General features: G+C 66.6%; 14 protein-coding genes and 1 tRNA gene. 6 read left to right on the forward strand and 9 right to left on the reverse strand.

The features are described from left to right. The first annotated feature begins 23 nt into the window (after window positions 1-23). Genes GGQ89_RS15450 through GGQ89_RS15460 form a run of 3 tightly spaced genes read left to right on the forward strand, consistent with a single transcriptional unit; the run spans window position 24 to window position 3,585 of the window. On the forward strand, window positions 24-1,376 hold the full coding sequence (locus GGQ89_RS15450) for an MFS transporter (protein ID WP_056432894.1): 1,353 nt from the start codon (window positions 24-26) through the stop codon (window positions 1,374-1,376). Continuing rightward, window positions 1,373-2,293 (forward strand): cysteine synthase A, encoded by a 921-nt coding sequence (gene cysK, locus GGQ89_RS15455; RefSeq protein WP_076715744.1) that lies wholly within the window; start codon window positions 1,373-1,375, stop codon window positions 2,291-2,293. Before GGQ89_RS15450 ends, cysK begins: the two co-directional genes overlap by 4 nt. Beyond that, window positions 2,290-3,585, forward strand: coding sequence for a cell wall hydrolase (locus GGQ89_RS15460; protein WP_184106319.1), 1,296 nt, complete (start codon window positions 2,290-2,292; stop codon window positions 3,583-3,585). Before cysK ends, GGQ89_RS15460 begins: the two co-directional genes overlap by 4 nt. Before the next feature lie 132 nt (window positions 3,586-3,717). Here the strand turns inward: GGQ89_RS15460 and GGQ89_RS15465 are convergent, their stop codons facing one another. The 4 genes from GGQ89_RS15465 to GGQ89_RS15480 all read right to left on the reverse strand — a co-directional run bounded on the left by GGQ89_RS15465 (window position 3,718) and on the right by GGQ89_RS15480 (window position 5,470). After that, window positions 3,718-4,128 (reverse strand): MerR family transcriptional regulator, encoded by a 411-nt coding sequence (locus GGQ89_RS15465; protein ID WP_076715741.1) that lies wholly within the window; start codon window positions 4,126-4,128, stop codon window positions 3,718-3,720. Between the two features lie 33 nt (window positions 4,129-4,161). Continuing rightward, window positions 4,162-4,659, reverse strand: coding sequence for a hypothetical protein (locus GGQ89_RS15470; protein ID WP_338112278.1), 498 nt, complete (start codon window positions 4,657-4,659; stop codon window positions 4,162-4,164). Next, on the reverse strand, window positions 4,656-5,018 hold the full coding sequence (hisI, locus tag GGQ89_RS15475) for a phosphoribosyl-AMP cyclohydrolase (RefSeq protein WP_076715739.1): 363 nt from the start codon (window positions 5,016-5,018) through the stop codon (window positions 4,656-4,658). Before hisI ends, GGQ89_RS15470 begins: the two co-directional genes overlap by 4 nt. A gap of 200 nt (window positions 5,019-5,218) precedes the next feature. Then, window positions 5,219-5,470, reverse strand: a complete 252-nt coding sequence (locus GGQ89_RS15480) for a Rho termination factor N-terminal domain-containing protein (RefSeq protein WP_184106320.1) — start codon at window positions 5,468-5,470, stop codon at window positions 5,219-5,221. A gap of 144 nt (window positions 5,471-5,614) precedes the next feature. Here GGQ89_RS15480 and purF point away from each other — a divergent pair, with 144 nt between their 5' ends. After that, complete coding sequence (gene purF / locus GGQ89_RS15485) at window positions 5,615-7,066, forward strand: amidophosphoribosyltransferase (RefSeq protein WP_172839649.1); 1,452 nt, start codon at window positions 5,615-5,617, stop codon at window positions 7,064-7,066. Next, window positions 7,066-7,776: an SDR family NAD(P)-dependent oxidoreductase gene (locus tag GGQ89_RS15490; RefSeq protein ID WP_184106321.1), complete on the forward strand. Its 711-nt coding sequence runs from the start codon at window positions 7,066-7,068 to the stop codon at window positions 7,774-7,776. Before purF ends, GGQ89_RS15490 begins: the two co-directional genes overlap by 1 nt. 122 nt (window positions 7,777-7,898) lie before the next feature. Here the strand turns inward: GGQ89_RS15490 and GGQ89_RS15495 are convergent, their stop codons facing one another. From GGQ89_RS15495 to GGQ89_RS15510, 4 genes are read right to left on the reverse strand one after another with little or no spacing between them, the layout of a single operon-like run. Beyond that, the gene (locus GGQ89_RS15495; protein ID WP_380773610.1) at window positions 7,899-8,873 is read right to left on the reverse strand and encodes an AAA family ATPase; all 975 of its coding nucleotides are present in this window, start codon (window positions 8,871-8,873) and stop codon (window positions 7,899-7,901) included. Window positions 8,874-8,880: 7 nt separating this feature from the next. Continuing rightward, complete coding sequence (locus GGQ89_RS15500) at window positions 8,881-10,053, reverse strand: D-alanyl-D-alanine carboxypeptidase family protein (protein WP_184106323.1); 1,173 nt, start codon at window positions 10,051-10,053, stop codon at window positions 8,881-8,883. Between the two features lie 31 nt (window positions 10,054-10,084). After that, on the reverse strand, window positions 10,085-10,762 hold the full coding sequence (locus GGQ89_RS15505) for a septal ring lytic transglycosylase RlpA family protein (protein ID WP_184106324.1): 678 nt from the start codon (window positions 10,760-10,762) through the stop codon (window positions 10,085-10,087). Next, window positions 10,746-11,789: a lytic murein transglycosylase gene (locus GGQ89_RS15510; protein ID WP_076715731.1), complete on the reverse strand. Its 1,044-nt coding sequence runs from the start codon at window positions 11,787-11,789 to the stop codon at window positions 10,746-10,748. The genes GGQ89_RS15505 and GGQ89_RS15510 overlap by 17 nt, the downstream gene beginning before the upstream one ends. A gap of 142 nt (window positions 11,790-11,931) precedes the next feature. On the opposite strand from GGQ89_RS15510, the gene GGQ89_RS15515 reads away from it, so the two are divergent. Beyond that, a tRNA-Ser gene (locus tag GGQ89_RS15515) sits at window positions 11,932-12,021 on the forward strand. 468 nt (window positions 12,022-12,489) lie between these two features. Here the strand turns inward: GGQ89_RS15515 and GGQ89_RS15520 are convergent. Then, a complete protein-coding gene (locus GGQ89_RS15520; protein ID WP_184106325.1) occupies window positions 12,490-13,035 on the reverse strand; it encodes a Ros/MucR family transcriptional regulator in 546 nt (181 codons plus the stop codon). Window positions 13,036-13,412 lie beyond the last annotated feature (377 nt).

Consider the following 13,412-nt stretch of genomic DNA (forward strand, 5'->3'; position numbering starts at 1 on the left):
GCAGCCTACAACGCTGGCCGATTATGGATAGACCCGTTCACCCGTTCCGCATCGCCAATTTCCGCAGCTACTGGCTTTCGCGGTTCAGCGGTACCATCGCCGTTTCCGCCATGTCGATCGTCATCGGGTGGCAGGTATACAATCTGGCGCGCGAGACGATGGACGTGCGCCAAGCCGCCTTCATGCTGGGCATGATCGGCTTTGCGCAGTTCGTGCCGCTGTTTCTGTTAACCCCGATCACCGGGCTGGTCGCCGACAGCGTCGACCGGCGCTGGATCGTGCGGGCGACGACGACGCTTCTGGTTCTCACCGCCGCGACGCTCTGGTTGCTCACCTGGTCGGGGCATCTGACGCTGGGCGCACTGTTCACCGCCGCCGTCGCCTTCGGCATCGCGCGTGCCTTTTCGGGACCGGCCTATTCCTCGCTCGCCCCCAATCTGGTGCCGCGCGAAAGCCTGCCGACCGCCATCGCGGTCAGCTCGATCGCGTGGCAGGTCGGCACGATTGCGGGGCCGAGTGTCGGTGGCCTGCTTTACGCGGTGCATCCCGAATTCGCCTACGGCGTCGCGACCCTGTTGTTCGCCGTCGCCCTGTTCTGCATCTTCCTGATCGGCCCGGTGCCGCAGCCCCCGGCGCAGACCGACCGCCGCCCGCTGACCCGAATCGTCGAGGGGTTCAGCTATGTCCGCCGCAACCGGTTGGTGCAGGCGGCGATCACGCTCGATCTGTTCGCGGTGCTGCTGGCGGGCGCGACCTCGCTGTTGCCGGTCTATGCGCGCGACATATTGCATGTCGGGTCGCAGGGCCTGGGCGTGCTGGCGGCGGGGATGGGAATCGGGGCGGCCACCACCGCGATCTGGTTCTCGTTCAAGCCGATGACGCAGAATGTCGGGGTGAAGATGCTGATCGCGGTCGTCGTATTCGGCCTGTCGATCCTGACCTTCGGTATCGCCAGCCATATCACCGGCGCGCTGGGTCTGGACACGGGGACGTTGGCGGTGAACGGCTTCAACATCTTCATCCATCCCGCCTTCCTGCTCAGCCTGATCGCGCTGATCTGCGCGGGTGGCGCCGACATGGTGTCGGTCTATGTCCGCCAGTCGCTGATCCAGCTTCACACGCCCGACGAAATGCGCGGACGGGTGAGCGCGGTGTCGCAGCTGACCATCTCGGCCTCCAACGAACTGGGCGAGTTCGAGAGCGGGGTCATGGCCTCGATCCTCGGCCCGGTCGGCGCGGTGGTGTTCGGCGGGCTGGGCGCGATCGGCGTCACCCTGCTCTGGTCGCGACTGTTCCCGGAACTCCGACGCGCGCGAACCTTTGATCCGCCTGAAATCCTTGCAACCGAACCTAGCCACGGAGAAGCCAAGCCATGAAGGCCAACACCATCCTGGAAACGATCGGCAATACGCCGCACATCAAGCTCCAGCGGCTGTTCCCCGGATCGGAGGTCTGGATCAAGTCGGAACGCTCCAATCCCGGCGGGTCAATCAAGGACCGTATCGCCCTGGCGATGATCGAGGCGGCCGAGGCCAAGGGCGAGTTGAAGCCCGGCGGCACCATCGTCGAGCCGACCAGCGGCAACACCGGCGTCGGCCTGGCGATGGTCGCGGCAGTCAAGGGTTACAAGCTGATCCTGGTCATGCCCGAATCCATGTCGATCGAGCGCCGCCGCCTGATGCTGGCCTATGGTGCGACCTTCGACCTGACGCCGCGTGAAAAGGGCATGAAGGGCGCGATCGAACGCGCGCTGGAGATCGTACGCGAGACCCCCGGCGCCTGGATGCCGCAGCAGTTCGAGAACCCGGCGAATATCGACGTGCATGTGCGCACCACGGCGCAGGAAATCCTGAACGACTTCCGTGATTCGCCGATCGACGTCATTATCACCGGCGTCGGCACCGGCGGCCATATCACCGGCGTCGCCGAGACGCTGAAGAAGGAATGGCCGGGCCTCAAGGTCTATGCGGTCGAACCCGCCGCCTCGCCGGTCATCCAGGGCGGCCAGCCGGGTCCGCACCCGATCCAGGGCATCGGCGCAGGCTTCATCCCCGCCAATCTCCACACCCAGGCGATCGACGGCGTGATCGAGGTCGATGCCAATGTCGCCAAGGACATGGCGCGCCGCTCGGCCACCGAAGAGGGGCTGCTGGTCGGCATCTCGTCGGGCGCGACGCTGGCCGCGATCCTGCAGAAGCTGCCCGACCTGCCCGACGGCACGCGCGTGTTGGGCTTCAACTATGACACGGGCGAGCGTTATCTGTCGGTGCCGGACTTCCTGCCCGAACAGTGAGCGATGTGTCCCGGCCGCGCGGCGGCCTCCGCGCGGCCCTGTTCGCCCCCCTGATCGTGATCGCCGGTACGGCCAGCGTCGTACCGGCTTTGCTCGTGGCGAATGCGCCCGACATGCCCCGGACCCAGCACAGGTCGGCCCAGCGGGCTCGCCCCGCGCCGCGCGTCGTCCCTCCCGCCGAGCTGCCCCCGGTCGAGCCGGTCGCGTTCGTCGACATGAGCCCGGACGAGGCGCGCGCCTATAATGCGGGCGTACCGTTCTCGACCGATCGCAACCCGGCCGCCCGGCCCTTCCTCTATCGCGGATCGGCGGAGGACAAGGCGCGAGCGCTCGACTGTCTGGCGGCGGGTGTGCTGTACGAAGCGGGCGACGACGCCAAGGGCGAACAGGCGGTGGCGCAGGTCGTGCTCAACCGGCTTCGCCATCCCGCCTTCCCCAAGACGGTGTGCGGCGTGGTGTTCGAGGGTCAGGAGCGCAGCACCGGCTGCCAGTTCACCTTTACCTGCGACGGGGCGTTGACCAAGTGGCAGCCGCCCGAAGCCGCCTGGACCCGCGCGCGCCAGGTCGCGGCGATGGCGCTGAACGGCAAGGTCTTCCCGGCGGTCGGCCATTCGACCCATTATCATACCGATTGGGTCGTGCCCTATTGGCAGGCGAGCCTGGACAAGGTGGCGCGGGTCGGCAGCCATTTGTTCTTCCGCTGGTCCGGCTGGTGGGGCACGCCGCCCGCCTTCAACCGGCATATGCTGGCGGGGGAGCCGGTCATCACCCAGCTGGCCCCCTTCTCGCCCGCGCACCGGGCGGGGACCGATGCCAGCGACGATGCCGGAGCTGCGCTGGCCGAAGGGGCCGCCGCGACAGGAACCATGGCACCGCTGGCCAGCGAGCCCGACACCTTCCTGATCACCCTGCCCGCCGGACTCTCGCCGGACGGCTTCCCGGCGCTGGCGACGACCCTGTGCGGGCCGCGCAAGCATTGCACGGTCATGGCGTGGCGCGATGCCGCCGCGACCGCCTTCTCGGTGCCGCTCAATCAGGTCCAGATGGAGACGATGGCGTTCAGCTATTTCCGCGATGCGGGCATCGGGCTGGAGCGGACCTTGTGGAATTGCGGCGTCTATCCGGCGTTCAAGGGCCCGCGCTGCATGAAGCGCATGTCGATGACCATCGTCCCGTTGGCCGCTCCCACGCCGCAGCCCAGCCCGACGCCGACTCCCACCGGCGAGTTATCCGGCGTCCGCCGCGCCAGCACGCCACCGGCCGAGCCAAAAGCAAAGATTCCTCCCCTGTAAGGAGAGGTGGCAGACCGGAGGCCTGACGGAGGGGTGTTATGGCTGGAGCAGGTGGACCATCGCTACCGGCGACACCCCTCCTCCTTCCTTCGGATGGTCCCCCCTCCCCTTACAGGGGAGGAATATCGCCGATTAATCCCGGTGCGATTCGACCAGTGCGACGAATTCGGTCAGCTCGGCGATGGCTGCGTCGATATCCCGCTTCTGCGCCTGGAGCGCCTCGATCTTGGCGGTGCAGCGCTCCAGCGTCACCTCGCGCTGGAGGCGGCGGCCATCGCCCAGATCGTACAGGTCGATCATCTCGCGGATATCGGCCAGGCTGAACCCGACCCGCTTGCCACGCAGGATCCAGGCGAGCCGCGCGCGATCCCGTTGCGAATAGATACGCTGCGTGCCCCGCCGCTGCGGCGAGATCAGCCCCTCATCCTCGTAGAAGCGGAGCGCCCGCGCGGTGACGCCGAACTCGGCGCACAGCTCGGTGATCGAATAATCGTCGCGATCGGCGCTGGGCAGCGGTTCGGCGGAGGCGGCGACCTGGATCATGGCGCCTGAGGCTAAATGCCCTTTACGTGAACGTCAATCAGCACAAAGCGCGGTGCCGTTCGCACTGCGCAAGGCCTGCGCCTCGGCGACCGAAGCGCTGATCCGTTCGACATTCAGTGCCGAGAGTGTCGCCCGGCCCGTGCAGAACGCATTGCAAGTGGAGGGCAATGTCGCGGGGAACTGGATGGCGTCCCCGTCGAACCGCGCGGTGAAGCGACACGCACCCAGCGTCAGCTTCAACGCCGCACCCGATCGCTCCATGGTACCGATGGCAGTGCAGCCCTGCCCCTCGCCATAATCCAGCATCACGCCGACCCGGCGGGCGGGCCCCGTCCCGGCAGGCAGGATGCACATGCGATCCGTGTCCCGCGACCAGATGCCGTCCAGCGGCGCGGCGGCCGGATCGGCGACCAGCCCCACGGCGATGCTCGCCGCCTCCAGCCTTTCGCCCGCCTTGTCCTCCCCGCCCTGACCTGCCTGCCCACAGGCAGCCAGCAGCAACAGGGACGCCAGCGCGATCCCTCGAATCACGCGACCGGCGCCAGCCCGTCGCCCTCGATCCGACGATAGAAGCAACTGCGCGCGCCGGTGTGACAGGCCGGGCCGGCCGGGTCGCAGATCAGCCAGATCGCGTCCTGATCGCAGTCGATCCGCATTTCGACCACGCGCAGCACATTGTTCGAGCTTTCGCCCTTCTTCCAGAGCCGCCCCCGGCTGCGCGACCAGAAATGCGCGTCGCCCGTGGTCCGCGTGGCCTCCAGCGCCTCGGCATTCATATGCGCCACCATCAGCAACTCGCCGGATGCCCGATCGGTCGCGATCGCGGTCAGCAAGCCATGGGCGTCGAATTTGGGGTCGAGCGTCAGCCCGGTGTCGCGTTGGTCGGCCATGAAGCGGGGTTAGAACGGAACCACGGCCAAGTCACCCATTACGGATAGGCTCCCCCGCCCCTCCACCACCGCTTCGCGGCGGTCCCCCTCCCCAAGCAAGCTTGGGGAGGATTGAGAATAGGCGACCAATTCCTCCCCAAGCTTGCTTGGGGAGGGGGGCCATCCGAAGGATGGTGGAGGGGCCGACAACGCCAGCGAGCTTACCCGTGCCCGCGAATCGCCTCGATCAGTTCGCCCTTGCTCATCTTCGACCGCCCTTCGATGCCGATCTTGCGTGCCTCGGCCAGCAGATCGTTCTTGGTCCGATCCTCCAGATGGGTGGCTTTGTGATCCAGGCTGCCCTTCGCCTTGGCATTGGCGATGCGCGCCGCCTTTTCCTTGGACTGGCCCTGCTTGCGCAGGTCCTCATACAGGGCGTCATCCTTGATCTGGGCGCCGTGATCGCGTGCCATATGGCATCTCCTGCTTTCGGTTTCGAAACGCAGTCTTGGCGAAAATGATCCCGCGGATGATGACAAACAGGCGACAAACGCGGACGACGTTCCTATATGCGCCCCGTCTGCCCCTTAGTTGCGAACGTTGCGAGCGCCTCTCCCATGCTGACCACCAACCCCTTCGACGACGATAAACTCCGCGAGGAATGCGGTATTTTCGGTGTGACCGGCGCCGATGGCGCGGCTGCCCTGACCGCGCTCGGCCTGCACGCGCTCCAGCATCGCGGGCAGGAAGCGGCGGGCATCACCAGCTTCGACGGCACGCTGTTCCATACCCACCGCGCGATGGGGCATGTCGCGGGCAATTTCGACCGTGACGACGTGATCCGTGGCCTGCCGGGCGAAGTCGCCTGCGGCCATGTCCGCTATTCGACGACCGGCGACACCTCGCTGCGCAACGTCCAGCCGCTTTATGCCGACCTGTCGACCGGCGGCTTCGCCATCGCGCATAACGGCAATATTTCCAATGCGATGAAGCTCCGTCGCGAACTCGTGCGTCGCGGTTCGATCTTCCAGTCGACCAGCGATACCGAGACGATCATCCATCTGGTCGCGACCTCCAACTACCGCACCCTGCTCGACCGTTTCATCGACGCGCTGAAGCAGGTCGAGGGCGGCTATGCGCTGATCGTGATGACGCCCGAGGGCATGATCGCCTGCCGCGATCCGTTGGGCATCCGTCCGCTGGTCATGGGTCGCCTGGACGGCGCGGTGATCTTCGCGTCGGAGACGGTGGCGCTCGACGTGTGCGGCGCGACCTTCGAGCGTGCGGTCGAACCGGGCGAACTGGTCATCGTGCAGGGCACCGAGATTCGTTCGATCCGCCCCTTCCAAGCGGTCGATCCGCGCCCCTGCATCTTCGAATGGGTCTATTTCAGCCGCCCCGATTCGATCGCGGGCGACCAGTCGGTCTATTCAGTGCGCAAGGAAATCGGTGCGCAGCTGGCGCATGAGTCGCCGGTCGAAGCCGATCTGGTCATCCCGGTCCCCGATTCGGGCGTCCCCGCCGCGATCGGCTATGCGCAGGCCTCGGGCATTCCGTTCGAGCTGGGCATCATCCGCTCGCACTATGTCGGCCGCACCTTCATCCAGCCGGGCGACAAGGTCCGCCATCTGGGCGTCAAGCTGAAGCACAATGCCAATCGCGCGCTGATCCAGGGCAAGCGGATCATTCTGGTCGACGATTCGATCGTGCGCGGCACCACCAGCCTCAAGATCGTGCAGATGATGCGCGAGGCGGGCGCGGCCGAGGTGCATATGCGCATCGCGTCGCCGCCCACGCGCCACTCCTGCTTCTACGGCGTCGACACGCCCGAGCGCGCCAAGCTGCTCGCGGCCAAGCTGGACCTGGGCGGCATGACCGACTTCATCCATGCCGACAGCCTGTCCTTCGTGTCGATCGAGGGGCTGTACAAGGCGTTGAACGCGTCGCGCGGCGACAAGCCGAGCTATTGCGACGCCTGCTTCACCGGTGACTATCCGACGACGCTGACCGACCATGACGAAACCGCGTCGGTCGACCAGTTCGCGATGCTGGCTGAGCGGGTCGCCTGATGGCGGGTGCGCTCGACGGCAAGCTGGCGCTGGTCACCGGGGCCAGCCGGGGTATCGGCGCGGCGACCGCCATCGCGCTGGGCGCGGCGGGCGCGCATGTCGTCCTGACCGCGCGCACGCCCAAGGGGTTGGAAGAGGTCGAGGAGACCATCTTCAACGCCGGGGGATCGGCCACCATCGCGCCGCTCGACCTGACCGAGAACGAGTCGATCGGCCGCCTTGCCAATGCCATCGGTGAGCGCTGGAAGGCGCTGGACGTACTGGTTCTGAACGCCGGGATGCTGGGTTCGCTGGCCGCCGTGCCCGCGATCGACGCCAAGGAGTTCGCACGCGTCCTGACCTTGAACGTCAGCGCGCAGGCGGCGATGATCGCGGCCTTCGACCCGATGCTTCGCCGTTCGAGCGGCGCGCGGGTGATCGGCGTCACCTCTTCGGTGGGGCGCAAGCCGCGGGCGTATTGGGGCGCGTACGGCGCGTCCAAGGCGGCGTTCGAGACGCTGCTCGGCGCCTATGGTGACGAGACGTCCGAGATCAGTGCGATCCGCACCGCCATCGTCGATCCCGGCGCGACCCGCACGCAGATGCGCGCCAAGGCCTATCCGGGCGAGGACCCCGCCTCGGTCAAGGCCCCGGAAGTGGTGGCCGAACGGATCACCGCGCTGGCCATCGAGGGCTTCGCGCCCGGGCATTTCGAGCGGGTGGGTCTGTAAGGGGTATTTGGTCGGCGGCGGGGCGTGGCCTTCGACTTCGCTCAGGCTGAACGGCTATGGGGAGTGGGGCCAAATGGGAACATCCGCTCAGCCTGAGCGAAGTCGAAGGCCAAGGGAATCGCTCACCGCAACGTCGCGATGATCCCCGCCATCTCGAACACCGTCCCCTGCGCGTCGAGCGACAGCCCGCGCGCCGCCCCGGCCAGATCCTGCGCCGCCGCATAGGCATCCAGCGCCACCTTCAGTCCCGGCCCCGACCGACCGCGTGCACGGCCCGCGATAAAGGCAGGCACCCGGTCCAGAAACGCCTCGTACCGCGCCTGCGACGCCTTGCCCGCCAGCGACTTGGCGAGCTTCACCCGCTCGGCATTGCCAGGATCGCCCGTCTCCGCGATCCGCGCAATGGCACTGTCCAGCCCGGCGATGTTGAGCCCGGCAAAGCGCAGCGCCCGGCCCGGTGCACCATCGGCCACCACGACCAGCGAGGCGATCTCGTTCTCGTCCGCCTCGGGCAGTTGCTGGCGCAACACCCGCGCGACATCGGCGTCGGACAGTCGCTCGAACCGCAGCAACCGGCAACGCGAACGGATCGTCGGCAGCAACCGCCCCGGCGCATGGCTGACCAGCAGGAACACCGTGCCCGCAGGCGGCTCTTCCAGATTTTTCAGCAGCGCATTGGCCCCGCCGCGCTCCAGATCGTCGATCGCGTCGATCAGGACGACCCGCGCCGGGCCCATGGCGGGCGCGGTCGCGAACATCGGCTGGAGCGTGCGGACCTGCGCAATGGTGATCGACCGCGCCAGGTCCTGATCCGGCTTGTCGGCATCCTTTGGTAGCCGCGCCATCACCCGGAAATCGGGATGCGACCCCGCCGCCATCAGCTTGGCGGTCGGATGATCCTCCGGCACCACCAGCCCGGGCGGCAAGGCCCCCGCCCCGCTCGCCCGCGCCAGCAGCCGCGTGGCCGCCGCGCGCGCGAAGCCGGCTTTGCCGACACCCTCCGGCCCGGCGATCAGCCAGGCATGGTGCAGCTTGGCCCCGCCCAGCGCGGCGGCGAAGGCAGCCTGGCCCGCATCATTGCCGACCGGCAGCATCAGCCTGCGATCAACCGAAGAGCGAGGTCAGCCCGGACCAGGCGCGACCGAAGAAGCCCGCTTCCTCGACATCCTTGTCCGCGACCAGCGGCAGGCGCTGCGCGGGCATGTCGGGCGAGCTGACGACCAGATCGGCGATATGCTGGCCTGCCTTGATCGGCGCCTTGATCGGGCCCTGATAGACGACCTTGGCGCTGATCGCGGGGTCGAGACCTGCGGGCAGCGTCACGGTCAGCTGGCGCGGCGCGACAAGGCCGACGCTGCTCGACGATCCCATCTGGACCTCGGCATCCGCCACCTTCTTGCCCTTGGCCACGACCGGCTTGGCCTGCCATGCGCGGAAGCCCCAGTTCATGAACTTCACCGATTCCTCGGCGCGCGCGTTCGAGCTGTTCAGCCCGGCCATCACCATCACCAGACGGCGACCATTCTGCTCGGCCGAGCCGGTGAAGCCGTAACCCGCCTCTTCGGTATGGCCGGTCTTCAGGCCATCGGCACCGGCGACGCGGCCCAGCAGCGGATCACGGTTCGCCTGGGTGATGGCGTTGCCGCCCATCGTCTTGCCCCAGGTGAAGTCCCGCTTCGAATAGAATTGCTTATAGAGCTGCGGGAAGTCCTGGATCGTGTGATCGGCCAGATCGCCCAGGTCCCGCGCGGTGACATAGGTCACGCCGCCGTCCGGCCAGCCGTTCGACGTGCCGAAATGGCTGTTGTTCAGACCGATCTGCTTGGCGGTGCGGTTCATCCGCTCGACGAAATTCTGCTCGGTGCCCGCGATATGCTCGGCCAGCACGACGCACGCGTCGTTGCCCGACAGGGTGACGATGCCATAGAGGAGGTTGGCGACGCTGACCTGTTCGTTCGGCGACAGGAACATGGTCGAACCCGCCTGCGGCCCGTGCCACTTCTTCCACGTCTCCGGCTGCACCGTGACCATGTCGTTCAGCTTCAGCTGGCCCTTCTTGACCAGGTCGAAGGCGACATAGACCGTCATCATCTTCGCCATCGAGGCGGGCGGCATCCGGCGATCGGCATCCCGCTGGAACAGGATCGCGCCCGAGGACAGGTCCTTCATGAAGGCGACCGGCGCGGGCGTGTCGAACTGCGGCGCGGCCGCGATCGAGGGGTAGGCCAGCGCGACGAGAGCGAGCGGGGCGGCGAACGTTGCGTACAGGGTCTTCATGGGTGTTCCGTGACCAAAGGGAGCCGGGAGGTCAATCCTGATGCAGGATGCGGGCGTCGTCATAACCCGCCTCTGCCGCCGCGTCACGCAGCGCTTTGGCGGAATCGGCATTCATTCCGGCGCGTTCCACCCGCCAGACGCGCCCTGCGGGGATCGCCCGTGCGGCGAAGCGCAGGGCCAGCGCACGGGCGCGGGCCTGGTTGGAAAAGCTGGCGATCTGCACGCGGTAGCGGGCCTGGGGATCGAGCGCGATCGGGCGGGCGACCGGCGGAACGGCACTCGCCCCCGCCAGGATCAGGCCCGGCCTGTCGCTGCCCGCCGACAGCGCCCGCACCCGGATATGCGCGACGGCACGCCGGTTGGTGCCGAGCAGCTTGGCCGCGCCCAGCGACAAATCCGCCACCCGGTCGGCGCGCCCCGGCCCCCGGTCCCCGACCCGCGCGACGATCGCCCGGCCGGTATCGACGTCCGTCACCTCGACCATCGACTCAAGCGGCAGGGTGCGGTGCGCGATCATCACATCGTCGGGATCGAAGCGCTTGCCCGTCGCGGTGCGCCGCCCGGCCAGCTCATGCCCGTACCAGCTCGCCTGGCCGGTAGCGTCATACTTGCCGTAACGCACCGGCGACGCGTCCTCGGCGGGGGTAGCGGCGACCGGCGCGGCAAAAGCCAGCGCCAGCAGCGCAATCGCCTCAGCCCGCAATCGCATCGGCCAGCAACCCCACGGAGAGCGCGTAGAAGTTCGAGCAATTGTAATCCAGAATGACCCGGTAATTGCCGGTCAGCAGATAGGCCGTCGCCCCCTGCCCGTCCGGCTCCATCAGCGTCGCCAGCACCTGGTCGTTCGGCCAGGCCGCGCCCTGCGGCACGATGCCCAGCGCGCGCCACTCGGCGATCGTCCGCCAGCCGCTATGCCGCTCGAACACGCGCGGGCAGCGCGGGCTGACCAGCCGGTTGCGCACCATCGAACGGTCGAACCCGGCGGGCACGGTCACCGCAAAGCCCCAGGGCTGGCCCGCGCGCCATCCGGCATTGACGAAATAATTGCCGATCGAGGCCAGCGTATCCGCCTCGCTGTTCCAGATGTCCGCGCGCCCGTCGCCATCGCCGTCGCGGGCCAGGCGCAGATAGATGGAGGGCAGGAATTGCGGATTGCCGGTCGCACCGGCCCAACTGCCCTTCAGCTGGTCGCGGGTCACGCCCCGGTCCATCATCTTCAGCGCGGCGATGAACTCGCCCTCGAACAGCGGCCGCCGTCGCCCCTCATAGGCCAGGCTCGCCAGCGAGCGCAGCAGGTCGAAATTGCCGGTATAGGCCCCGTAATTCGTCTCATGGCCCCAGATCGCGACCATGATCGATTCCGGCACGCCCGTCTCGCGCTCGATCCGCGACAGGCGCGGGCGCTGCGCCAGATATTTGGTCCGCCCGCGCCCGATGCGCGCGGCGTCGACATGCGCGGCTTTATAAGGGGCAAAGGGGCTGAAGCCGCTATTGGCCGGGCCGCCGGGCTGGCGTCGGTCCAACTCGATCACGCGCGAATTCAGCGTCAGCGTCGGCAGCACCGAGTCCAGCGTCGCCCGGCTGACGCCTTGCGCCGTCGCGGTCCCGCGCACCTGTTGCAGATAGGTCTGGAACCCGGCCTCGTCTTGCGCGCAGGCGGGTGCGGCGCTGACCGAAGCCGCAAAGATTGACACGATGGCGAGGCGCTTCAGGCGCCGGGTAATGTCCCCCCACATGCAAGCCTATGTGCCATAGCCCGGCCGAAGCCGGAACCTCGCACCACCGCAAGACCGGCACGCCCAGCCGCGCCGCCCGCCCTAAAATCGACAGTGGATTCAGCCCGCAGCTTGGCGTACAGGCCCCTCCCACCGCGATCCCGGAAGAGTGGCCGAGCGGTTTAAGGCACCGGTCTTGAAAACCGGCGATGGTGCAAGCCATCCGTGGGTTCGAATCCCACCTCTTCCGCCAGATCTAATTGTTTTTAATGTATTATTTTCGTTTTAATCGGATGATGCCCACTTTCGTGCCCATTTTTGATCAGGTTTTTGGCGAGCACTGACGGTCGTCGATGAACCGGAGCATGTGAGCTAATGCGATGCGTCGCGCCGCATCGCCCCCCCTGTGAAGAATTTTTCGCTACAGGTGACGTCAGATTGGCTCTGAACAACGTGCAGCAGCCGGCGGAATTGCAAGCTGGCCCGCCGACGGGCGCTCCCCGATGCATGGGCCCGCCTCTTCCGTGATTATCCCCACCTGGGCTACGCACCGAGCCGTATACGCCAGCGCCATCACACACTCACGTCATCCCAAGACTGACTGACTGTCTTCAAACTTTGTGTTGGGCCATACGGCGCAACCATGAGTTTTTGCAGTTTGCCACAAAGGCAGCGGCAGATGCACTTTCAGAGGGGGCGGTCAATTCCGCCCCCTTTTCCTCTACGCAGCGCTGCCGCTCAAATGCGCCTGCGCCGCTGCCTTGGCAGCTGCGACCGACTTGCCCTTGCGTGAGTTTTTAGCGGCTTCCGGCTTGGCGACCTGTGCAGCCTTGGGGCTTTGTCCCGGCTTACGACCCAGGCCAATCCGCTTGGCCATGGCGCGACGGCTCTCCGAATAGCTTTCCGCCACCATGGGGTAGTCGGCCTTCAGATTGTAGCGGGCACGGTATTCCTCCGGCGTGAGGCCGTGCGTGGCCAAGTGACGGCGCAGCGTCTTGTAAGGCTTGCCGTCGATCATCGAAATGATGTGATCCCGTGACGCAAGCGACTTCCGCGCGGTGACCGCCGCCACATATTCAGCCGGCGTCTCGGTCTCGGCAGTCGACGTGGCTCCACCGCCCAGCAGCGCAGACACCGTTTCGTGCATCTTCCGCAAAAATGCAGGCACTTCGTCAGCAGGCGAGCGGGTGTTGGGGTTTGCCAGCCACGCGATGGTCAGGTCCGTCGCCAGTTCCGTGGCATTGGTGTTTGCGGTGTCGTTGGTCATGAAGTCTCCTGATGCGCGCGTCATATCTGACATAGGGGTTACGATAGCGCGAACCAACGAATTCCATGGGCTACCCCGACCTGCCGCCATTAACGGCAGCCTGATAATCAGCCACGCTCCACGGTTTAGCGGAATCGAATTTCCGGACAAAACTGGTGGAAAGCGAAACGGCTGCTTTGGAGCGGTAGCCTGCTGAAATTGACCTTCGTCGACTAACTCCTCGGCAGCAGTGCCGGACACTCGCGTGCTTACTAGGGTCAGGACCCATTGATGTGAGCGTCGCGATCTGATTCAGGCTCCACGAGGAGACTGGTGATGAGCGACCTTTTTTGGCTGACGGACGATCAGATGGAGCGGCTGCGGCCGTTCTTCCCCAA

It is taken from the genome of Sphingomonas yabuuchiae, assembly GCF_014199595.1.
Taxonomy (GTDB): Bacteria; Pseudomonadota; Alphaproteobacteria; order Sphingomonadales; family Sphingomonadaceae; genus Sphingomonas; species Sphingomonas yabuuchiae.